Origin of the sequence: Hymenobacter sp. DG01 (assembly GCF_006352025.1) — a bacterium.
Classification (GTDB): Bacteria; Bacteroidota; Bacteroidia; order Cytophagales; family Hymenobacteraceae; genus Hymenobacter.
In genome coordinates this window covers 455505-476898 of record NZ_CP040936.1, presented here as the reverse complement: position 1 = coordinate 476898, position 21394 = coordinate 455505, and the positions used below count along the sequence as shown (strand labels likewise).

21 protein-coding genes are annotated in these 21394 nt (G+C 62.9%); 12 read left to right on the top strand and 9 right to left on the bottom strand.

Going from position 1 to position 21394, the window contains the following annotated elements; translation table 11 throughout:
- Nucleotides 1-61: 61 nt before the first annotated feature.
- A complete protein-coding gene (locus FGZ14_RS01990) occupies nt 62-1108 on the top strand; it encodes a hypothetical protein (protein WP_139920682.1) in 1047 nt (348 codons plus the stop codon).
- A gap of 9 nt (nt 1109-1117) precedes the next feature.
- Here FGZ14_RS01990 and FGZ14_RS01985 read toward each other — a convergent pair whose 3' ends face one another.
- The 5 genes from FGZ14_RS01985 to FGZ14_RS01965 all read right to left on the bottom strand — a co-directional run bounded on the left by FGZ14_RS01985 (nt 1118) and on the right by FGZ14_RS01965 (nt 7193).
- A complete protein-coding gene (locus tag FGZ14_RS01985) occupies nt 1118-2806 on the bottom strand; it encodes an AarF/ABC1/UbiB kinase family protein (protein ID WP_139920679.1) in 1689 nt (562 codons plus the stop codon).
- Between the two features lie 175 nt (nt 2807-2981).
- Nucleotides 2982-4163, bottom strand: a complete 1182-nt coding sequence (locus tag FGZ14_RS01980) for a hypothetical protein (RefSeq protein WP_139920677.1) — start codon at nt 4161-4163, stop codon at nt 2982-2984.
- Nucleotides 4164-4321: 158 nt separating this feature from the next.
- Complete coding sequence (locus FGZ14_RS01975) at nt 4322-5617, bottom strand: aspartyl protease family protein (protein ID WP_139920676.1); 1296 nt, start codon at nt 5615-5617, stop codon at nt 4322-4324.
- A gap of 84 nt (nt 5618-5701) precedes the next feature.
- Complete coding sequence (locus tag FGZ14_RS01970; protein ID WP_139920674.1) at nt 5702-6775, bottom strand: o-succinylbenzoate synthase; 1074 nt, start codon at nt 6773-6775, stop codon at nt 5702-5704.
- A 187-nt stretch (nt 6776-6962) separates the two neighbouring features.
- Nucleotides 6963-7193, bottom strand: coding sequence for a KGG domain-containing protein (locus FGZ14_RS01965; RefSeq protein ID WP_139920672.1), 231 nt, complete (start codon nt 7191-7193; stop codon nt 6963-6965).
- Nucleotides 7194-7498: 305 nt separating this feature from the next.
- Between FGZ14_RS01965 and egtB the strand changes: the two genes are divergently transcribed.
- From egtB to FGZ14_RS01935, 6 genes are all read left to right on the top strand, one after another.
- Nucleotides 7499-8752 (top strand): ergothioneine biosynthesis protein EgtB, encoded by a 1254-nt coding sequence (gene egtB, locus FGZ14_RS01960; protein ID WP_257883319.1) that lies wholly within the window; start codon nt 7499-7501, stop codon nt 8750-8752.
- Between the two features lie 86 nt (nt 8753-8838).
- Nucleotides 8839-9858 (top strand): L-histidine N(alpha)-methyltransferase, encoded by a 1020-nt coding sequence (gene egtD, locus FGZ14_RS01955; protein WP_139920670.1) that lies wholly within the window; start codon nt 8839-8841, stop codon nt 9856-9858.
- A 43-nt stretch (nt 9859-9901) separates the two neighbouring features.
- Nucleotides 9902-11023, top strand: a complete 1122-nt coding sequence (locus tag FGZ14_RS01950) for a pyridoxal phosphate-dependent aminotransferase (protein WP_139920668.1) — start codon at nt 9902-9904, stop codon at nt 11021-11023.
- 98 nt (nt 11024-11121) lie between these two features.
- The gene (locus FGZ14_RS01945; RefSeq protein ID WP_139920666.1) at nt 11122-12495 is read left to right on the top strand and encodes an MATE family efflux transporter; all 1374 of its coding nucleotides are present in this window, start codon (nt 11122-11124) and stop codon (nt 12493-12495) included.
- A 122-nt stretch (nt 12496-12617) separates the two neighbouring features.
- Complete coding sequence (locus FGZ14_RS01940; protein ID WP_139920663.1) at nt 12618-13184, top strand: DUF922 domain-containing protein; 567 nt, start codon at nt 12618-12620, stop codon at nt 13182-13184.
- Between the two features lie 214 nt (nt 13185-13398).
- On the top strand, nt 13399-13731 hold the full coding sequence (locus tag FGZ14_RS01935; protein ID WP_139920651.1) for a tRNA-binding protein: 333 nt from the start codon (nt 13399-13401) through the stop codon (nt 13729-13731).
- Here the strand turns inward: FGZ14_RS01935 and FGZ14_RS01930 are convergent.
- Nucleotides 13728-14144: a DUF4296 domain-containing protein gene (locus FGZ14_RS01930; RefSeq protein ID WP_139920649.1), complete on the bottom strand. Its 417-nt coding sequence runs from the start codon at nt 14142-14144 to the stop codon at nt 13728-13730. The two genes, FGZ14_RS01935 and FGZ14_RS01930, sit on opposite strands and share 4 nt — an antisense overlap.
- Nucleotides 14145-14181: 37 nt before the next feature.
- Between FGZ14_RS01930 and FGZ14_RS01925 the strand changes: the two genes are divergently transcribed.
- The 5 genes from FGZ14_RS01925 to FGZ14_RS01905 all read left to right on the top strand — a co-directional run bounded on the left by FGZ14_RS01925 (nt 14182) and on the right by FGZ14_RS01905 (nt 18506).
- A complete protein-coding gene (locus tag FGZ14_RS01925) occupies nt 14182-15081 on the top strand; it encodes a DUF58 domain-containing protein (RefSeq protein ID WP_139920646.1) in 900 nt (299 codons plus the stop codon).
- Nucleotides 15074-16021: a hypothetical protein gene (locus FGZ14_RS01920; protein WP_139920644.1), complete on the top strand. Its 948-nt coding sequence runs from the start codon at nt 15074-15076 to the stop codon at nt 16019-16021. Before FGZ14_RS01925 ends, FGZ14_RS01920 begins: the two co-directional genes overlap by 8 nt.
- A gap of 78 nt (nt 16022-16099) precedes the next feature.
- Entirely contained in the window at nt 16100-17149 is a 1050-nt protein-coding gene (locus FGZ14_RS01915) for a VWA domain-containing protein (RefSeq protein WP_257883318.1), read from the top strand.
- Between the two features lie 200 nt (nt 17150-17349).
- Nucleotides 17350-18012 carry a YggS family pyridoxal phosphate-dependent enzyme gene (locus FGZ14_RS01910; protein WP_139920642.1) on the top strand — a complete coding sequence of 221 codons (663 nt, stop codon included), beginning with the start codon at nt 17350-17352 and terminating at the stop codon, nt 18010-18012.
- Nucleotides 18013-18128: 116 nt separating this feature from the next.
- Complete coding sequence (locus FGZ14_RS01905; protein WP_139920640.1) at nt 18129-18506, top strand: DUF423 domain-containing protein; 378 nt, start codon at nt 18129-18131, stop codon at nt 18504-18506.
- A 76-nt stretch (nt 18507-18582) separates the two neighbouring features.
- Here the strand turns inward: FGZ14_RS01905 and FGZ14_RS01900 are convergent, their stop codons facing one another.
- The 3 genes from FGZ14_RS01900 to FGZ14_RS01890 all read right to left on the bottom strand — a co-directional run bounded on the left by FGZ14_RS01900 (nt 18583) and on the right by FGZ14_RS01890 (nt 21391).
- The gene (locus tag FGZ14_RS01900; RefSeq protein WP_139920638.1) at nt 18583-19122 is read right to left on the bottom strand and encodes a DUF1573 domain-containing protein; all 540 of its coding nucleotides are present in this window, start codon (nt 19120-19122) and stop codon (nt 18583-18585) included.
- A 258-nt stretch (nt 19123-19380) separates the two neighbouring features.
- Entirely contained in the window at nt 19381-20805 is a 1425-nt protein-coding gene (locus FGZ14_RS01895) for an ATP-dependent RecD-like DNA helicase (protein WP_139920636.1), read from the bottom strand.
- A gap of 34 nt (nt 20806-20839) precedes the next feature.
- Nucleotides 20840-21391: a hypothetical protein gene (locus FGZ14_RS01890; protein ID WP_139920633.1), complete on the bottom strand. Its 552-nt coding sequence runs from the start codon at nt 21389-21391 to the stop codon at nt 20840-20842.
- Between the last annotated feature and the right edge of the window lie 3 nt (nt 21392-21394).

Here is a 21394-nt window from a genome sequence, read left to right as displayed (position 1 = left end):
TACGCTGCTGTTGTGTTTGTTAGTTGGCCATACGGGATGGGCGCAGGGGCTTCCGGGCTATGTGCTGACCCTGACGGGCGATACGCTCCGCGGTATTGTGGTGGAGCGCGGGCAGCAGCTTGTGGCCCTGCACAGCGCCCCGAAGGCAGCCCCGCAGATATTCCGGCCAGCGCAAGTGCAGGGCTACGGCCTGCGCGGGCGGGCGGCCATCCGGAGCCGGGTTGTGCGCCTGGCCGCCGGTCAGGATTCCACCTTTTTCGTGGTACCGGTGCAGCTGGGGCGGGCCAGCCTGTACGCCTACCCCAACGAAACCGGCATGTTGCTGCTACCCCCGGCCGCCGATACGCTCCAGGAGCTGACGGCCATTAACTGGCACGTGCTGCTGAACCGCTACCTGACCGGCTGCCCTACCCTCGACCACTCCAACAACCGCATCATTCAGCTGAGCTTCACCGAGCGCAACGTCCGGCAGGTGTTCATGGAGTACAACCAGTGCCTCGACCCGGCCTGGAAATCAACTCCCAGCCCTACCCGCACGGTGTGGCGCAATGGCCTGGGCCTGCTGCTAACCCCTAGGCATCAGCTGAATGGCTCAGATAATCTGCTAAATAAGAACAGCTTGCCCGTAGGGCTGGAATGGATACATGTGCGGGCCAGCGGCCTGCAAACCACCCTGAGCACCAGCTATGCGGCCTCGTCAGGCAAAACGGAACTCCGAGCTACTTCCCCGCAGGCCCTAACGGAAGAGCAGGTTTTCCTTCGGCAGCGGACGCTGGACATAACCGTTGGTATTGGGCGGCGCCTGGGGCGGCCCGGGCGCCTGGCTCTGGTGCCGGGCATAGGGGTAGGCGGCCTCTACAACCTGCGCTCCGAAGCAACGGTAAAGGAGCGTCCGCGCGGCAGCAGCGCTCCTCTGCAAACCGTTGCCGTGTATCAGGACCGTACGGGTTTTCTGATGCATGCCGAGGCGGTGCTGGGGGCTGTTCTGCCGCTGGGCGCCCAGCAGGAAGTGCGCCTGGCCGCTTTCTACCAGTATTACGTTTTTGGCCTCGACATCAAGAGGGGTGCCGTGGGGCTGCAGCTGGCCTATGACTGGTTCTGGAAGTAAGCCAGGGGGCTACTCCCGGCTCCGCTCGTTTTTGGTGCCCAGAATGAAGAGGATCAGCAGCAGGAACGCCGCTACGCCCAGGCTGTACCAGGTTACCATGGGTAGGCCCCGGTGGTAGGGCATGGAGGCCGGGTAGTGGCCCAGTAAGCTCAGGCCCGCAAACACAATCATGGCTACTGCCACGGCCGCCAGAATACCGCGGCTCACCAGCTGGTCGGCTTTGCGCAGGAGCTGCTGGTAGCCGCTTAGCTCCACGCGCACCCGCAGGTCGCCGCGGGAAATTTTGCGCATGATCTGGCGCACATCGGTGGGTAGGGTTTGCAGCAGGGCCAGCAGTTGGGTGCCCGTGTAAAGGGCTTCGTTCTGGATATTTTCGGCCGAATACTGCTCGGCGATGATGCGCGCACCATAGGGCCGCACAAACTCGAAGGTGTTGAAGTGGGGGTGCAGCACCTTGCCAATGCCTTCCAGAATCACGAGGGCCCGCAGTATCAGGAACACGGCACCGGGCACCTGCAGCTTGTAGCGGTAAATCACGCCCTGCAGCGCATCGGCCAGATCCGACATGCTCATTTCCTTCACATCGAGGGTAGCAAAATCCTCAATGAGCTGCGCCAGGTCGGCCTCGAAGGAGCGCATGTCCGGTATTTCCGAGGTCAGGGCTAGGCGGCGGAAGTTCAGGGCCATGCCGCGCGGGTCTTGGCGGGCCATGCCAATGAACACGCCGGCAAAGGCGTATTTCTGCTGCCTGGTCAGGCGCCCTACCATCCCGAAGTCAATGAGCACCAGCGTCCCGTCGGGCCGCACCAGCACGTTGCCGGGGTGCGGATCGGCGTGAAAGGCTCCAAACTCGAAAATCTGAGTCAGGTAGATGTCCATGCCCGTTTCGGCCACCTGCTCGGGGCTGAGGCCCCAGGCCAGCAGCTGGGCTTTGTCGGTGATTTTGCAGCCGCTCACAAACTCAATCACCAGAATTTTGCTGGTGCTCAGCTCCCGGTAAGGCCGCGGGATATAGAACGTCTCGTAGCTTGCATAGAGCTTGCGAAACTGCTCCATGCTGCGGGCCTCGGAGGTGTAGTCCAGCTCCTTGGTCATGCTCCGCTCGAAGGCATCCACAATGTCCTGGGGGTTGGCCAGGCCGTGGCGGCGCAGGAAGGGTGCGGTCAGGCGCACCAGCTCGTGCAGCAGGCTCAGGTCGGTGCGCACTTTCTCCTGCACGTCGGGGCGCTGCACCTTCACCACCACCCGCTCGCCCGACAGCAGCCGCGCCCCGTGCACCTGCCCAATACTGGCCGAGCCCAGGGGTACCTCGTCAAACTCGGTAAATACTTCTTCCAGGGGGCAACCTAGCTCCTGCTCAATAATCTGGCGGGCCTGTGCTACCGGGAAAGGCGGTACGTTGCTTTGCAGCTTTTCAAACTCGTCAATCAGGGGCTGGGGCAGCAAATCGGCTCGGTTGCTCAGGGCCTGGGCCAGCTTGATAAAGGTAGGGCCCAGCTCCTCAATAATCATGCGGATGCGCTGCCAGCGCGTGGTTTCAAACACGGCCGGCTCCCCATCGGCCCTAGCCCGGCGCCTACTCTGGGGCACCAGCCGGCGCAGGGCGGTGCTCGTTACCACGTCCTCGAAACCGTAACGGATAAGCACTTCGGCTACCTGCCGGATGCGCGTGAGGTTGGAAATGGTATTCTTGAACATGGAGCCTGGAGTGCTTCAGGAAATAAACTCAATAAAGGAATGCTGCTTCACTGATTTCCGAAGTCAGCCTGCAGCGTGGCCCTACCCCCTCCGGGGCCGGAAAGCCTCAGCCTACAAAGCCGAAGCCGGGGTAGCATCCAGGGGCCTAACGAGCCTCCCGGCATGCGCTTCTGCCTCAACGCGCTTTATCCGGCGCGGCGGAGCGCTTCCCGATCCGGTGGCCCTTGTAGCCCCGAATGGCAATCGGAATCCAGCCCAGAATAGGCACGAAGAAGGTAATGGTGAACGGGTTGCGCCACAGCATGCACAAGTAAGCGCCAGGGCTGCGCAGGTCTAAATTAAAGTCGCGGCGGCCCAGGTGCACGTACTGGCGCTCGAACTCCCGGAACAAGGCCGGCCAGGCCCAGGGCAGAAAAAACGGAAAGTAGCGCCAGTTTTCCTTGATGCGCTGCCACAGCTCGCGCCAGCGGTAGGGCCGCTGCCCGTACTGCTGCACGGCGGCATCCAGCTCCTGCTGCATCTGCCCCCTGATCTGGCCCGACAAAGCCTCGTACTCCGGGCGGGTAAGCTCGGCGGCGGGCGTGGAGGTCAGCTCATAGGGCCGGATGCGGCGGCCGAGCACAAAGGTGAGCTTGGCTGGAAAGGCCATGTAGAAAAACCAGGGCTGCAGCAGCACCAGCAGCAGAATCGGCCCCATCGGGATAAACGGAATACCTATCTTTTTGCTTAGCCGGTTAACCCAGTCCCAGCTGTAGGCATAGGGGTTCAGGTACTCGCCGTTGATGGTGTAAAACGGAATGATGTCGGTGCGGTGCTCTATGCCCAGGCGCACGATGCTGGTGGCCAGGCGCTGCAACTGGTACTTGCGGTTAAACCCCTTTCCGATGCCGGCTACCCCCTCGGGGTAGAGCATCAGGTTGTGGTCCTGGTAGTACATCATCGTCTCGAAGTTCAGGGTCGTGGCGTCCACGCACCCGCACTTCTTCCAGAAGTTTTTAAGCAGAAACGGATTCATCAGCACCGACTGCGAAAGCATGGGCGCCGAGAGGGGCCGGGGCAGGTTGCGGAGGCTGGGCAGGCGCCGCCACAGGTGCGAGAGGGCCACCATGGCATCCCAGGGAAAGGCCATGCCCGAGTGGTTGGAGGCGAAGAGCAGGGGCCGGTCGGGCCGGTTGCGCTGGGGAAAGTTCTCAAACCCCACCAGCTCCGAGCGAAACCACACCCGGTCCAGCAGCTGCAGAATGTTGCGGTCCAGGGCTTCTACAAAGTTCTCATCAAAGTAATCGGAGTAGATATGCTGATTAGCCTGGAGCAGGGGCGGCAGCTGCACCTGCGCGGCCGACGAAGGGAGAGCCATGCGGGGAATGGGCGGAGAGTGGGAAAGCTACCGAAACGGCGGGCGGCTCCTAATGTAGGGGTTTTGCGCTCCGCCGGGGGCAAGCCGGCCTCGGTGCTTACGGCCCGAGCCCACCAATGGCTGCTGGCAGGCCCACTACCGCGCCGGCTCCGGGGCGGCTAAATCTGGCGCTTCAGGCGCACGGTGGTCGTAAACAGGTCGCCGGTGCTGGCCCGGCGCAGCACAAACAGCAGCTGCCGCCCGTCGGCAGAGTGTAGCAGACGGCTCAGCTGGGTCAGGCTGAGCGCCTCTGCTGGCAGCAGGTTAATGGAGAGTATTTCGTCGCCGGGCTCAATACCGGCTTCGGCGGCGGGCCCGGCAGCTTCTACCCGCAGCACCCGGTACTGGCGGTAGTTGGGGCCGGTAGCCAGCACTTCAAACCCGCACATATCGTGCTCGAACGGGTCCCGGAACTTCTCGTTGGGACGCAGCAGCAGCTGGTTATGGGTGTAGTCGATGACCACGGTAAAGCGCTTGAGCAGCTCAAATCCCAGGTTGCCGTTGCGGGGCACGTCGGCGCGCTGGGCTACATCGGCCGCATCCGGAAACGAGGTAAGCAGGGCCGGCACCCGGTAGCGCCCCAGCTCCAGGGCCGGCACCCGCCCCAGGTAGCCGTTGATGTTGCCATTGAGGCCGCGCCCCAACTGGCTGCGCAGGCGCTGGGGGGGCAGCTGCAGGCGGGCATCGGAGGTGGTTTCCAGGGACAGGGCATGGCCCGCGCCGGTATCCAGCACCAGCTTCAGGGGCAGTTTGAGGGAGTCGTTGAGCTGCACCGGCAGGGTAAGGTAGGACTTGCGGCCTTCCATATCCAGGGGCAAACGGGCCCAGCGCCGTCCACGAGGCGCCCGGAACGTGGCCGGGTCGTGGAAGGTAAGGGCTTCGGCTACGGGGTCCACCTCCACCACAAAGCTGCGAAACACATCGGCCCCCAACAGGCCATGAATAGGAATACCCACGTAGCCCGAGAGGTTAAGCACATCCTCGGAAAGCATCAGAAAGCTCAGGCTGGGTGCCGTGATGCCACCGGGCAGCCCCACGGCTACGGCTGGTATCTGAAAGGCTTCCAGCGGGTTTTCCTCGCCGGCACCGGCCACCAGAAAGCGCCCCCCTACGGTTAGGTTCAGCTCCTGCCGCAGGCGGGGGTCGGTAATCAGGCAGCTGTTGATGCCCGTATCCACAATAAAATTGTAGGGACCTTTACCGTTGAGCTGAATGGGCAGAATAATCAGGTTGCGCTGCAGCAGAAACGGCGTGCGTACCTGGCGCTGCCGGGGCTTCTCAAACCGGAAGGCGGCCTGCTGCGCCCACCCGAGCCGGGGTGCGGCCACTCCCAGCAGCAAACCCAGCAATACGGCCGCCCCTACCGCCCGCGCGCGGCCCGAAAACAGCAGAATAACGCAGATACGCGTAAGCATGGCAGTACGGAAGTGGGCTTGGTAAGATAACCAAAAATCCTATTCCGTGCACGTCGGGTTTTGCGGCCTGGCGCCCGACCGGACCTAGCCCTCAGGGTGCTCCCAGGTGCCCCGTGGGCTGTAATGCAGCTGCCCGGCCCGGATGTGCAGGGGCGCGGCTACATTGTTATGATACAACTGTCCGGTGCCCAGCCCTTGTGGGAAGCCGGGTTGGGCGTAGGAGCCGGCCAGCTGCCCAATGGCGTTCAGCCCTACGTTGGATTCCAGGGCCGAGGTAAGCCACCAACCCAGGCCGCGGGCCTGGGCTTTGGCGGCCCAGTCGAGGCTGGCTTGCAGCCCTCCCAGCAGGGTAGGCTTCAGGATGAGGTAGGCCGGGCGGGTCTGGTCCAGCAGGGCGTCCTGCTGGTCGGGGGCAGTCAGGCCAATCAGCTCCTCATCCAGGGCTACGGGCACCGGCGAGTGGCGGCATACCTCGGCCAGGGCCTGCCACTGCCCGGCCCGGATGGGCTGCTCAATGGAGTGCAGGCTGAACCGGGCCAGCTGCTCCAGCTTAGCCAGGGCATCGTGGGGGGCGAAGGCGCCGTTGGCATCTACGCGCAGGGTAAGCCGCTCGGGCCCGGCCACGGCGCGTATTTCGCGCAGCAGCTCCAGCTCGGTATCGAAGTCCAGCCCGCCTATCTTCAGCTTCAGGCAGCTATAGCCCTCGGCCAGTTTTTTCTCAATCTGCTCCCGCATAAAGGCCTGGTCACCCATCCAGATCAGCCCGTTGATGGGAACACCGGCCTCTCCCCGGCTGAAGGCGTTGTTGTAGAGGCAATGGGTGCCGCCGTTCTGCAAATCCAGGGTGGCCGTTTCCAAGGCAAAGCGCAGGGCAGGCCACTCGGGGCTCACCAGCTCGGTGGCTTCCTGGGGCAGCAGTTCGCGCAGCTGGCGGCGGTTAAACTCCCGCACAAAGCCCTCCAGGGTGGCCTCAAAGTCGGGGCGGTGGTCGGGGCTTAACCCGGCCAGCGGCGCCGCTTCGCCCAATCCTTCCAGGTGGGGCTGCGCGGAGTTGTGCAGATGCAGATAGTGGGCTACGTGCTCGGTAAGGGCACCGCGCGAGGTACGGGCAGGAAAGTTGAACTGCAGAACACGGCGGGAAAGGCGAAGCTGAAGCATGGGCACGAAGACGAGGTGGCAGGCACCGGGCTGGTTGGGGCACCAATATACGGGCCGGCAGCCGGTGCAGCCCGGCCCTAATCACAAGCGCCGCTCCGGCCCGGGAAACCCCAAGCAGAAGCGGCACCGTTCAGACGACTCAGCCGGCAATACCCGCCTCGTCGTTACTCCTCAGCAGTCAGCTTATTTATGCGGCAGTGCCCTGATTGCCGCGTCCGCGGCTAGCCTGGCCCCCCTTACGGCCGGCCGCCCGGGCTTCCTCTGAGGTAAAGCGGTGGCCCCGGCCGCTCTGGTGTGAGGCGCGGCCTCCCTCGCTGGCGATGCGGCGCTGGGTGGCGGGGTCCATGGCGGCAAAGCCCCGGGGACGTTTGGCGGCGGGCGTTTCGGGATTGGTACGGTTGGCGGATTTGGTGTTCATAGCTCGTAGTAGGGTAAGAGGGTGATGGTTGACAGGGCGGCAGTTGATTTCTAACACCCTGAGTATGACCGAAGATGCCGGAGGAATAGGCAAAAACCTACCTCCAATCGTAAAATACCGCTTTGTACTGAGGAGCTACCCCCGTAGTAATACGCACGGGCTACGTTAAACACGTACCGCTGAGCTTAATTGCCGAACCTGCTTAAACTACCCGCCCCGTTTGCCGTTATGCTAATGGTGCCTTTGCCATATTTCTGCCTGCTATGAACTCTGATCCGGCCTCCGCACAACGGCTTGCCCCTGGTTTGTCCGCCTCCCTGCCCGCCCGCTTTCGGGCCGTGCGCCAGCAAACAGAGGCCTTGTGCCGCCCCCTGCTGCCTGAGGATACCGTCGTGCAGCCCATCATCGATGTGAGCCCGCCCAAATGGCACTTGGCGCATACCACCTGGTTTTTCGAAACCTTTTTGCTCCGCGAGTACCTGCCGGGCTACGCGGTGTACCACCCCGACTACGCGTTTCTGTTCAACTCGTACTACAACTCCCTGGGCTCCCGGGTAAACCGCGCCGACCGGGGCACACTGTCCCGCCCGCCGCTGGCCGAGGTGTATGCCTACCGCGCCTACGTGGATGCACAGATGGAACGCCTGTTGGCCTTGCAGGATACGCTGCCGGCCGCGTTTCAGGAGGTGTTTGAGTTGGGGCTGCAGCACGAGCAGCAGCACCAGGAGCTGCTGGTTACCGATATCAAGTACATCCTGAGCACCAGCCCGCTGGCCCCGGCTTATCAGCCCGCTCCTGCCCCGGCTGCCGCTACGGCAGCACCGGCCGCAAGCTGGCTGCCGGTACCTGGCGGGGTGCACCGCATCGGGTTTCAGGAAGAGGGCTTCCACTTCGATAATGAGTTGGGAGCCCACGATACGTACGTAGCCGATTTTGAGCTGCAGAACCGGCTGGTAACCAACGCCGAGTACCTGGAGTTTATGGAGGCGGGCGGCTACCGCGACTTCCGTTACTGGCTGGGCGAAGGCTGGGACCTGGTGCAGCAGCAGGGCTGGGAGGCCCCTCTGTACTGGGTGTTGCGCGAGGGGCAGTGGCACCGCTTCAGCCACCACGGCCTGGTGCCCGTGAACCTGGCCGCTCCGGTTACCCACATCAGTTTTTACGAGGCCGATGCCTATGCGCACTGGCGGGGCTGCCGCCTGCCTACGGAGCAAGAGTGGGAAATTGCGGCCCGGCACTTTGGCGCTACCCCGGCCGGCACCTTTCTTGAAAGCAACCTCTTCGACCCGCAGCCCCTACCCCCCTCTGCCCCCGCCAACCAGTGCCACCAGCTTCTCGGCGACGCCTGGGAGTGGACCTACTCGGCCTACCACGCCTACCCTGGCTACCAGCGCGCGGCCGGAGCCCTAGGCGAGTACAATGGTAAGTTTATGCTCAACCAACTGGTGCTGCGCGGAGGCTCCTGCGCCACGCCCCAAAGCCACATCCGCCTCACCTACCGCAACTTCTTCCACCCCGATAAGCGCTGGCAGTTTACCGGCATCCGGCTGGCCCGCTAACCCTACCCCTGCTCTGGTGCTGAACGCCGCCGGGGCTTCTGTCCCGGGGCCCGCCTGCTGCCAGCTTCTCTCCTTTCCTCTGTCTTATGCCTGCTCCTGCTGCTCCCAATTCTGCCTCCACCTTGCCCGCTGGGCATTCTGCCCCACCGGCGGCCACCAGCCCGCTGGGCCGCCATGTGCGCGAGGGGCTGAGCCGCCCGTTCAAAACCTTGTCGTCGATGTACTTCTATGATGACGAGGGCAGCCGCTTGTTTCAGCAGATCATGGCTCTGCCGGAGTATTACCCTACCCGCACTGAGTTCGGCCTGCTGAGCCGCCACCAGGAGGCTATCGGGCAGGCCCTGCGCCCCAGCAGCCCCGATGAGCCGTTTTTCCTGCTGGAACTGGGCGCCGGCGACGGGCTGAAAACCAAGATTCTGCTGCGCCACCTGCTGGCTACCGGGGCCCGGTTTACGTACGTGCCCGTCGATATTTCCAGTGCCGCCCTCGAGGGCCTGGCCGCCAGCCTGCGCACTGAGCTGCCCACCCTGCGGGTAGAGCCCGTGGTGGCCGATTATGCCGAAGCCCTACGCCTGATGGCCAGCCGGCCCGGCCGCAAGGCGGTGCTGTTTCTGGGTTCCAACATCGGCAACTTCCTGCCCGACGACCGGCACCGCTTTCTGCAGAGCCTGGCCCGCCCCCTCACCCCCGACGACCGGCTGCTGGTAGGCTTCGATCTGCAGAAAGACCCGCGCCTGATCCGGGCGGCCTATGATGACAGCCAGGGCGTTACGGCCCGCTTTAACCTGAACCTGCTGCACCGCCTGAACCAGGAGCTGGGCGCCGACTTCGACCTGGGCCAGTGGCAGCACTACACCGACTATGACCCGCTCAGCGGGGCCGTGCGCTCGTTCCTGGTGAGCAGCCAGGCCCAGACGGTGCACTTCACGGCCCTGGACTGGCAGGCAGAGTTTGCCGCCTGGGAAATGATTCACACCGAAAACTCCTACAAATTTACCCGCCCCGGCATTAGTGCCGCCGCCCAGGCCAGCGGCTTGGCTGTGGAGGAGTTTTTTACCGATGAGCAGGACTATTTTGCGGACGTAATTCTGCGGCCGGCGCGCTAACTGCGCCCGGTGCAGCTTGTTCCACGTTCGGCCTACCCCTGCTATGTCCGTCAACCCTGCTCCCTCCCCGATGCTTAGTCTGGCCTCGGGCTACGGCACCTTCACGCCCCCGCCGGTTGCCACCGAAGCGGCAGTCCGGGCTTTGCAGGCAGGTGCCCTACCCCTGCTGGACGTGGCTGGTCTGCCGGGGCTCCGGGAGGCCCTGGCCGACACCTACACGTTCCCCGGCGGCGGAACCGTAGCTCCGGAGCAGGTGGTAATAACGCCCGGTGTCAAGCCCGCCTTGTTTGCCCTGCTCCGGGCCGTGCTGCGCCCCCACGACGAGGTGCTGCTGCCTACCCCCAACTGGTTTGGCTTCCGGGAGCTGATTACCCAGGCCGGCGGCACCGTGCGGGAGCTGCCCCTCCGCTCGGAGGATGGGTACGCCCTTGACCCCGAGCAGTTGCGGGCGGCCCTCACGCCGCGCACCCGGATAGTGCTGTTTTCGAACCCCAACAACCCTACGGGCCGGGTGTACTCGCGGGCTGAAGTGGAAGCCTGGCTTGCCGTAACCCGGGAGTACCCGGAGCTGTTCGTGCTCAGCGACGAGATATACAACGGCATCAGCTTCGGGGCGGAGGCGCCGCCTACCCTATTTAGCTTCCCCGACCCTGGCGGCCGGCACCTGGTCGTGAACGGCTTCAGCAAGTCGCTGGCCCTCATTGGCTGGGGATTGGGCTACCTGATTGCACCGCCCGCCATTGCCCAGGCCTGCGCGGCCTGGCAACACGCCACGGGCAGCGCCGTGCCGGCCCCGCTGCAGCACGCGGCCCTTGCCGTTACCCGACAAGCTTCCGCCATTGCCCGGGACCTGGTAGAGCAGCTGCACCCTAACCGCCGCCTCATGCTTGCGGCCCTCACCGACCTTCCGCTGGTGCCGCCGCCGCAACCCGAGGCCACGTACTACGCCTTCCCCGATTTGCGCGCCTACCTCCGCCCGAAGGCTGAACCCCTGGTGGCCTCCCGGGAACTGGTGGCCCACCTGCACACCGCTGGGCTGACCGTGGTAGATGGGGCCAGCTGCGGGGCGCCGGGCTTCGTGCGCCTGACGTATGCCGTGCCGGAGCCGGTGCTGCGCGAGGCCCTGGCCCGCCTGCAACAGGCCCTGAGTACGTTGCCCTACTAAGAACAGGAAAAATATGCGGGCCGGCGTAACGGCAGTGGAGTATATAAAGGCGCGCGGGGCGGGGTGTTGTACCTTTGTGGTTCTTTTTACCGCTGCCCATGTCTCGCTCCGCGCTTCGCTCTCATCTGCTGCCCACCCTTGAGTTGGCTTATCCCGTCATGCTTAGCCAGCTGGGCCACGTGCTGGTCAACGTCTGCGACAGTATGATTGTGGGCCAAACGGGTAAGGTGCCCCTGGCGGCGGTGTCGCTGAGCGTGAGCGTGAATACGGTGGTGATGGTGCTGGGTATGGGCCTGACCATGGGCATCACCCCGCTGGTAGCGGCCGCCGACGGCCGCCGCGACGTACCCGCCCTGGGCCGCTTGCTGGTAAACGGGGTGTGGCTGAGCTTGGTAGCCGGGGTAGTGCTGGCCTTGAGCGGCCTGCTGGTACCGACCCTGCTGCCCTACCTGCACCAGCCCCCGGAAGTAGTGGCACTGGCCACGCCCTGGGTGCGGGTAATGTTTCTTTCCTTGCTGCCCCTGATGCTGTTTCAGGGCTTCAAGCAGTTCGCCGAAGGCCTGGGGCTCACCCGCCAGGCCATGCTGCTGTCGGTGCAGGCCAACGTGCTGAACGCGGTGCTGTGCTACGGGCTGGTGTTTGGCAAGCTGGGCCTGCCGGAGCTGGGCATGATGGGCGCCGCCTGGGCCACCCTGATTGCCCGCGTACTCATGGCCGTGCTCATGGCTGGCTACGTGCTGCGCGCCGTGCGCCTGCAGCCCTACCGCGAAGCCGCCCGCGAAAATCTTCGCCCCGATGCCGCCGGCCTGCGCCGCCTGACGGGGCTGGGCTCCCCCATTGGCGTGCAGATGATGTTTGAGATGGGCGCCTTCAGCTTTTCGGCCATCATGATTGGCTGGCTGGGCGCCACCGACCTAGCCGCCCACCAGATTGCCATCAACGTGGCCTCCGTTACCTACATGGCCGCCAGTGGCATTGCGGCGGCCGCCACCATTCGGGTGGGCAAGCACCTGGGCAGCCAGGATGCCGCCGGGGCCCGCCAGGCCGGCCTGGCCGCCTACCTGCTCACGTTCATCTTTATGAGCCTGATGGGTGTGCTATTGGTGCTGGGGCGGCACACCATTCCGCTGTACTATAACCACGACCCCGCCGTGGTAGCTCAGGCCGCCTCCCTTCTACTGATTGCCGCCGCTTTCCAGGTTTCCGATGGCCTGCAGGTAGTGGGCCTGGGGGCGCTACGGGGCCTGGAAGATGTGAAGGTACCCTCCGTGGTGGCCCTGCTGGCTTACTGGGCCGCAGCCCTACCGCTGGGCTACGTGCTGGGCTTCCGGCTGGGCTGGGGTGCTACGGGCGTATGGGTAGGCCTGCTCACGGGCCTGAGCCTGGTGGCGGGTGTGCTGCTGCTGCGCTTCTGGCGCCGACCCATCCCAACGGCTGTGCCAGTGAACGAAGCCGCCCTCACCGTGCGTTAAGCGGCGCAGTAGGTGTGGTAGCCGCAAGGCAGAAGCCTGCGCCCGGCTGGCCCGATTATAGCGCTTGTGTTACCCCGCTGCATTTTGTTTTCCACTGGTCTTTTCTATAGCTATAGCGCTCTATGCTGTTTTCTTTTTCGCTGCCCTTCATCCTCGGCTTGTTTTCTGCGGCGGCCCAGGGTCCGTCGTCGCCGGCTCCGGCCCGAGTTCAGCCGCCCGCCAAAATTGAGTGGCGCGCCAACCGCCCCCTTACCTGGGACGACTTCCGGAGCCGCCCCGCTACCGATCAGCTGGCTGCGCTGACTTCCTCCAGCATTGATGCCAAGGTAGGCTGCGTCGATTATGTGTTTTCCGCGCAGGTGCAGGCGGTTTTCGTGCCCATGGAGTCGTGGGTGCGGGATCCCAAGCGGGCTACCCCCCAGCTGCTCCGCCACGAGCAGCTCCACTTCGACCTGACGGAAGTGCACGCCCGCCTGCTGCGCCAGAAGCTTAGCCTGGTCAAGCTCGACTGCGAGAAGCTGCAGCCCGCTTTCAACAACCTCACCAAGGTAGCCTTCCTGACCTGGCAGCGCGAAGAAGCCCGCTACGACCAGGAAACCAACCACGGCCTGAACCTACCCCGCCAGCAGGCCTGGGAGCAGCAGACGCAGCAGCGCCTTCAGCAGCTCGAAGCCTTTGCCCTGAAGTAAGTAGTGAATGGGTGGGTTCGACGTTGGTTCTGGCAGAGGAAGCCGTTAACCGCCCTACCCCTCTATTTTGCTTAAAGCCCCAGCGGGGCGGCACGAACCGTTGACTGGTTCAGGCCGCCCCGCTGGGGCTTTTCCGCTATATGCGCTAGGTTGCGGTGGGTTTGTTGTCGCCGAAACGCCACCTCCCCCTCTCACCATTTTACTATCTGACCTTATGCTAACCTGGGCCGAATTTGAGCGTGTTGATCTGCGCGTTGGGACGATACTGGAAGCCCGCGAGTTTGTAGGGGCGCGGCGGCCGGCCTACCAGCTGCTCATTGACCTGGGCCCCGAAATTGGCCTGAAAAAATCCAGCGCCCAGATTACCCACCACTACCAGCCCCACGAGCTGCCGGGCCGCCAGGTGCTGTGCGTGGTCAACTTTCCGCCCAAGCAAATCGGCAAGTTTATGTCGGAAGTACTGGTAACGGGCACCCCCGATGCCGAGGGCCATATTGTGCTGGCCACCGTGGCCGCCCCCGTGCCCAATGGCAGCCGCCTGGTTTAGTTGCGGGGCGGTATGGGGGCAGGCGTGGGAGCTCCCGCGGCGGCGGCATTGGCCGCCTGCAGCTGCACTTCGCGCAGGGCCAGGCTGTCCACTACCTGGGCATAAATTCCGTCCAGGTCTTTGTCGTGCACGGCGTAGTAGCGGTAGCTCTGCATAAATAAAGAGTCGTTGATCTCGTAGCGCCAGTACAGGTTTTTCTGCGCCTCAAGAAACAAGGCCCGAGCCGAGTCGAGGGGTAGGCCGGCGGCGTCGGCGCGGGCCTCCAGCGTGTGCAGCTCAATGAGCAGGCTCACCATTTTGTCGCGGGCAATAAGCTGGCGGGGCGGCGCTATATCCTCCGCCTTCTGGCAGGCCGTCAGCAGCAGGGCCAGCGCCCCTACCCACGTTGTTACTCGAAACGAAAATTTTTTCACGGCGGCAAAGTTAGGAGGAACCCGTAGTTTAGTCGGAATGAAACCCGCCGATTCGCCTTTTCAGCACCTCGTCCGCAAGCTTCGGCAGATGGAAATCCGCATTCTGAAAGCCGTGGATGCCCAGCTGCAGGGCGATTTTCATTCCGTCTTCAAAGGCACCGGCCTGGAGTTTGATGATGTACGGCTGTATCAGTACGGGGATGAGGTGCGGGCCATTGATTGGGCCGTATCCAGCAAGGGACACGGCACCTTCGTGAAAACCTACAAGGAAGAACGCGAGCAGCAGGTGCTTTTATTGCTGGACGTCAGCGCCTCGCAGCAAGTAGGCGCCACCACCCGCCGCAAGATTGATGTAGGCCGCGAAATATGCGGGGTGCTGGCCCTGGCCGCGGCCCGCCAGGACGCCCAGCTGGGTATTCTGGCCTTTTCCGATCAGAAAGAGCTGTACCTGGCTCCGGGCAAGGGCGTACGCCACGCCTACACGCTTATCAAGCGCCTGTTCGAGCTAGAGCCGCGCAGCCGGCACACAGCCGTGGCAGCGGGCATCAAGCAGGCCCTGGGGCAACTGAAGCGCCGTACCATTGTGCTGCTGATTTCCGACTTTATTGATGCCGACTACGAGCGGGAGCTGACCATGCTGGCCCGCAAGCACGATCTGGTGGTGCTGCAGCTGCTGGACCAGCGGGAGCGGGAGTTTCCGCCCCTGGGCATTATTCCGCTCCACGACCAGGAATCGGGCCGCACGGTGTGGGTGAATACGTCGTCGGCGGCGTTCCGGGCCCGCTACCGCGCCACCTACGAGCAAAACCGGGAGCAGATCGGGCAGATCTGCCGCCGCCACCGCACCGAGTACCTCTCCATTGCCACCGATACCGATTTTGTGCCCCAGCTGGTCAATCTGTTCCGGCGGCGTAACCAGCGCGGCGGCCGTGGGTAGCCCGCCTGCTTTCCTGAGGCTACGCGGCTGTGCGTGGCTCCTGGTCCTGCTACTGCTGCCGGCGCTGGGGGTAGCGCAGCCCGCACCCACGGGTCGCTTTCAGCGGCCCGGCGTGCGGGTCGGCGAAGTTCTGGCCTACGAGCTGACGTACACGCATGCCCCCGACCTGGAGGTTATCTTCCCCGATTCAGCTGCTGACTTTGCTCCCTTCGAGTACGTGGGTCGGCGCTACTACCCTACCCGCACCCGCCAAGGCCGCAGCCTCGACCGGGCCGTGTACTTGCTGCGCACCTTCGCCCTCGACTCGGTGCAGCGCCTGGTGCTGCCGGTTACTGTGCTCAGCGGCCGCGATACGCTGCTGCTGCCTACCACTCCGGCGGCAGTCCGGCTGCTGCGCACGGCCCCGCCGGCCCAGGGTGGCACGGCGCCCCCGCTCCGCCAGAACCTGCGGCTGCTACCCGTTGAGCCGCAGTTCAACTACCCGTACTGGCTGGCCGGAGCGGCCGTGCTGCTGGGGTTGGCGGGCAGCATCGTGCTGGGCTTCCGGCGCAGCCTGCGCCAGCGCTACCGCCGCTACCGGCTGCGCAAAAACCACGCGTACTTTCTGGCCCAGTATGCCCGCCACGTAGAGCGTTTCACCTTGTCCCGCTCGCCTACTAACATGGAGCGCGCCATCACGCTCTGGAAAAACTACCTCTCTACCCTTCAAGACAGCAACATCACCAGCCTTACCACCCGCGAAATCGTGGCTCATTATCAGAACGACGCTGATGTGAGCCTGGCCCTGCGCCTGGCCGACCGGGTGATTTACGGCAACCAGTTTTCCGAAGACGACACCGAAACCGACCTGGCCTTCGAGCTGCTGCGGCGCTTTGCCGAGCGCCAGTACACGCAGGTACTGACGCGGCTGGGCGAGCCCGCACCCAGCGGCTCAGTGTAGTCCGGAGTTTAGTCCGGGCTCTAAGGGGCTACACCGGCCTGGTTGTAGCTCTAACCCCGTATTCACTACTTTTACCGCATGCCTCAGCTCTGGACTGATGTACTGGCTCCCGTGCTGGATAGCGTGCGCTACGCTACCCTGGCCAGCTACACCTGGGAGCAGCCCCGCCTGCTGCTGCTGCTGCCACTGGTGCCCCTGCTGTTTGTGGTGCGCTGGGCCCTGGCCCGCCGTAGCCGCTCCCGCCTCGGCGTAGCCTTCGTGGCCGGCCAGCTCCCCCGCGACTGGAGCACGGTGCTGCGCTTCCTGCCCGATGTGGTGCTGGCCCTGAGTCTGGGGTTCGGTATTCTGGCCTTGGCCCGGCCCCAGCGCACCGATGAGCGGGTAGTGCAAACCGGCGAGGGCATTGATATTCTGCTGGTGCTGGACGTGTCGGGCTCTATGGAGCTACAGGACCTGCGCCCCAACCGCCTGGAGGCCGCCAAGCGGGTAGCCCGCGAGTTTATTGATGGCCGCCAGGGCGACCGGATCGGGCTGGTGGTATTTGCCGGCGACGCCTATTCTCTGGCTCCGCTCACCACCGACTACGACCTGCTGCGCGACAATCTGCAGGGCCTGCGCCTGGGCATGATTCCGAACGATGGCACGGCCATCGGCACCGCTTTGGGCGTGGCAACCAACCGCCTGCGCGACTCCCGCTCCCGCACCAAGCTTTGCATTCTGATTTCGGACGGGGAAAACACGGCTGGCTCCCTCGATCCGCTCACGGCCGCCCAGTTGGCTCACGCCTACGGCCTCAAGCTCTACACCATCGGGCTGGGTCAGGATGGCATTGTACCCTACGGCACCGACGACGCGGGTCGTCCCACCTACGTCAGCACCCGCCTCGATGAGACGACCATGCGCCAGATTGCCCAGGCCGGGGAGGGCCGCTTTTTCCGCGCCACCGACAACGCCGCCCTGCAGCAGACCTTCGCCCAGATCAACCGCTACGAGAAGTCAGAAATCAAGCAGACCCGCTACCGCAACACCCGCGACTATTACCGCATTTACCTGTTTTGGTGCCTGGGCCTGTGGCTGGTGTGGCTAGGCCTGAAAAACACCTTCCTCACGAATGCTCTGGAAGATTGAATCACGGATTTTTCTGCTTACACAGATTCCTTTTCGCTGATTTTTCGGTCGGGTTGCTTTGGCGGCAGACAATCAGGCGTTGGCTGGGTTTTACCTTCTAAGAGCCTAGTTTTGCTCTCCGGCTTTTCCGATCTTCTCTTACCTCCTGATTTTGCCTGATTATCTGCATCAGCGAAATCACAATTAATCAGCATACCTCCGTGATTTCTGACAACCTGCACCGCATTCAACAACGCCTCACCGGCACGGCCGCCCGGCTGGTGGCCGTTACCAAAACCCACCCCGTGGAGCGCCTGCGCGAGGCCTACGAAGCCGACGCCCGCATCTTCGGCGAGAACCGGGTGCAGGAAATGGCCGCCAAGCAGCCCGAGCTACCCCCCGATGTTGAGTGGCACCTCATCGGGCACCTGCAAACCAACAAGGTAAAGTACATTGCCTCCTTCGTGCACACCATCCAGAGCATCGACAGCCTGAAGCTGCTGCTGGAAATTGAGCGCCAGGCGGCTAAGCACAACCGCATAATTGAGGGTCTGCTGCAGTTTCATATTGCCGATGAGGAAACCAAAACCGGCCTGACCCTGGCCGAGGCGGAAGAAATTCTGCAGTCGGCCGAGTTCCGGGCCCTGCGGCACGTGCGCCTGGCCGGCGTGATGGGCATTGCCACCAACACCCCCGACGAGGACCAGCTGCGCCGCGAGTTCCGGCAGCTGCGCGGCTATTTCGACAAGCTGAAAGCCCTGTACTTCGCTGAAGATGAGTCGTTCCGGGAAATTTCCATGGGCATGAGCTCCGACTACGAGCTGGCCCTGCGCGAAGGCAGCACCCTGATTCGGGTCGGCAGCGCTATTTTTGGCTCACGGTAACTTATTAGTTGCCCGTTATCAGTTGCCGGTTGCCAGTACTGAGTCATCAGAGCTGCAAGAACGAACTGGCAACTGGCAACTGATAACGGGCAACTCACACCTGACAATTCAACTACATGACAGCTCGACTTATTATTCAGCTGGCCGCCTTACTGGGCGGTCTGGGCGTCGGAATCGGGGCCTTTGGGGCGCACGGCCTGCGCAAGATGCTGGAAGCCTCCGGTCGCTTCGAAACCTTTGAAACCGCCGTGCGCTACCAGTTTTACCACGCGCTGGCCCTGCTGGCCGTGGGCATTTTATGGCACGTGAAACCCGAGCTGCAGAGCCTGGGCACCACGGCCTGGCTGTGGCTGAGCGGGGTGCTGGTGTTCAGCGGCTCGCTGTACGTGCTGTGCCTGACGGGCATTACCAAGCTGGGCGCTATCACGCCCATCGGCGGCGTGCTGCTTATTGCCGGCTGGATTGTGCTGCTGCTGGCCGCCCGGCAGGTGTAGCATTTCCTACCCCCGTTACAAGCAAAAAGGCTTGCCAGATGGCAAGCCTTTTTGCTTTTCTATGGAAGCCCAGTGCTTAGGAAGCTTTCTTCTTGGCTTTGATCTTGCTGTCGCCAATCTTGGTTTTCTGCTTGGCGTCTTTAGTGTCGGCGGGGGCCGATACGTCGGTGGAAGCCGGGGCGGCCGTCATGGCGGCGTTAGCGTCTTTCACGTCGCCTACCAGGGCCACCATGGCGTTGCCACCAGCCGAGTTCGACTCAATGGTCAGCACTTTGTTCTGCATGCCCATTTTGCCGGCGCTGTTGAATTTAGCCGTTACGGTGCCGGTTTTGCCAGGCATCACGGGCTCTTTCGTCCAGTCGGGGGTAGTGCAGCCGCAGCTTACACCAATATTCGAAATCACGAGCGGCTGGGTGCCTACGTTCTTGAACTTGAACGTGTGCTCTACCACGTCGCCGGTGCGGATGGAGCCGAAGTCGTACTTCATTTCCTCGAACTGGATTTGCGGGCCCGCTACTTTGGTCTGAGCGTTGGCCGGCTTCACGGCCGCCGTTTGCGCCTGAGCCGCGAAACCCATCACGGACAGGGAAAGAGCCAGAAGAAGTGCTTTTTTCATGGGTTGAACTGCTGAAAAGCGTTGGAAGTAGTCAAAAATACAAGTTTCGGGGGCTGCGCCAAGTTACGTGCCAGTTTTCGCCCCAGCCCCTCCGCAGCCGACACGAATAACAACGCACGAGGGACGTTGTTCCGTTCTTTTCAGCCGGAGTTTTTCGCCTTGTGCCCTACCCCTGGTCCAATACCAAAGGCATCCGACCAGTTGGCTCCGAACGGGCGCCTGCCCGGCAGGGTTTGAGCGTGTTGAAGGGGGTAGGCGCTACTCCTGATTCTCGTCGGCGAGAAGCTTCTTGTTAAAATTCAGCAGAAACAGCTTTTCCGAGGAGCGCGTGACGGCGGTATACAGCCAGCGGGCAAACTCGCTGTTCACCATGTCTTCCTTCAGAAAGCCGTGGTCCACGAATACGGCCTGCCACTGCCCGCCCTGGGCTTTGTGGCAGGTAAGGGCGTAGGCGAATTTCACCTGCAGGGCATTCAGGAACGGGTCTTTGCGCATAGCGGCGGTACGCTCCTTCTTGGTTTCGAGGTGGGCGTAATCGGCACTAACGGCGTCGTAGAGGGCTTTGTTGCGGTCGGCGGGTAGGGCTGGGCTTTCGGTGTGCAAGGTATCCAGCAGCAGCTTGATTTCCATGTCCGGCTCGTCGGGGTAGTCCACGAGACGCACGCGGGCATCGGCGAAGCGGAAGCCAAACTCCTCGGTCAGGCGCACGATTTTCACTACCTGCACAAAGTCGCCGTTGGCCAGAAACCCGATTTCCGAATCCTTGGGCAGCCAGTAGTAGTTGTTGCGCACCACCATCAGGTAGTCGCCCGATTCGATTTCATCCTCGGCCTCAAACAGAATGCGCCGGATGTACTGGTTGTACTGATTGGCGTTCTTATTGGAGCGGCAGATGATGGTGCTGTTCTCGTGCCCGAAGTTCTTGTAGGCCCAGCGCAGGCCGTCTTCCAGCTTGTCGCCACCCATAGCGAAAATATCGGGGTAGCCTTTGGTGAAGAAGGTAATTTGCGGGTGCTCCTCGCGCAGCTCTTCGCGCAGCACGGTGGCGTTCATCAGAATCCCCGACTGCTCGGCCTGGCGCATTACCTGGCGCAGCTCCACCGAATCGACCTGAGCGCGGAAGCGGTGGCGCAGCAGCTCGGCATCGAGGGCCGGGCTGAGCAGCTGGCCCACGGGCGGCAGCTGGGCCGTGTCGCCGATGAGCAGCAGACGGTTCGAGGGCTTCTCGAACACGTAGTTCATCAAATCGTCGAGCAGGCCGTTTTCGCCGAAAGCCTTTTCGTCAGAAATCATGGAGGCCTCATCCACGATGAACAGGGTATCCTGGGCGCGGTTAGGCTGACGCTGGAACGAAAGGCCCTGGGCAGGCGTGCCGCTGGTCTGGCGGTAAATCTTCTTGTGAATGGTGCTGGCTGCTACCCCCGAGTAAGTGCTCATTACCTTGGCGGCACGGCCGGTGGGGGCCATCAGCACGTATTTGCGGCCCATGCGGTGCAGCCACTGCACCAAGGCACTCACCACAGTGGTTTTGCCCGTACCGGCGTAGCCGCGCAGGATAAAGGCCTTGCGCCCCGGCAGCGCATCGCCGAGGAAACCGTCCATCTGCCGAAACAGCGTGGCCTGGTCCTGGGTGGGTTCGTAGGGGAAATAGTCGCGGACGGAGGGAGTTCTGACGGTAAGCATAGCTGTGTAATCGAGAGAACAAAGCTACGCCGGTTTAAGCTCCCGGCGGGGATAGGCGGTTTGCGTTACCAGAATGTGCGCGGGCTGGTGCCGATGCCTGATATGTGTACCGCTGCCACAACCGGAAGCCCTGCTGCAGAATGCGCCGCAGCACTTTCCGTTCCTGCAAGCGCCAGATGGGCTCGGCAGTTATTTTCCAGAGCCCGCTCTGTGCGTACAATAAGTCAAACACCCGGTTTCGCACAGGCGCTTTTCGGTTTCCGGCAAACTCGTGCCCAACGCCCGAACTCAGATCGTCGAATGCATTCCAGGCGATAAGGCATTCCCGTGGAGGCAGACGGTTGGAGTGCATCATCCAATGCGCTACAGCGTCAAAATCATGCATTCTAGGGGCTTCCCCTTCTACCGTAACACCTAACCTTTCGGCCAGTATCCTCACTTCACCAGGGGTAGCAAATAAAGGAACCCGACCCATTTCATCAGCCCATAAAGCATCTTCGTAGGGCATCGTCAGCCACAGCGTGTAGCTGTCCTGGGCCTGCCACCGGTACCAGCTGATGTAGTATTTCGCAGCGGCCGTATCCATGGG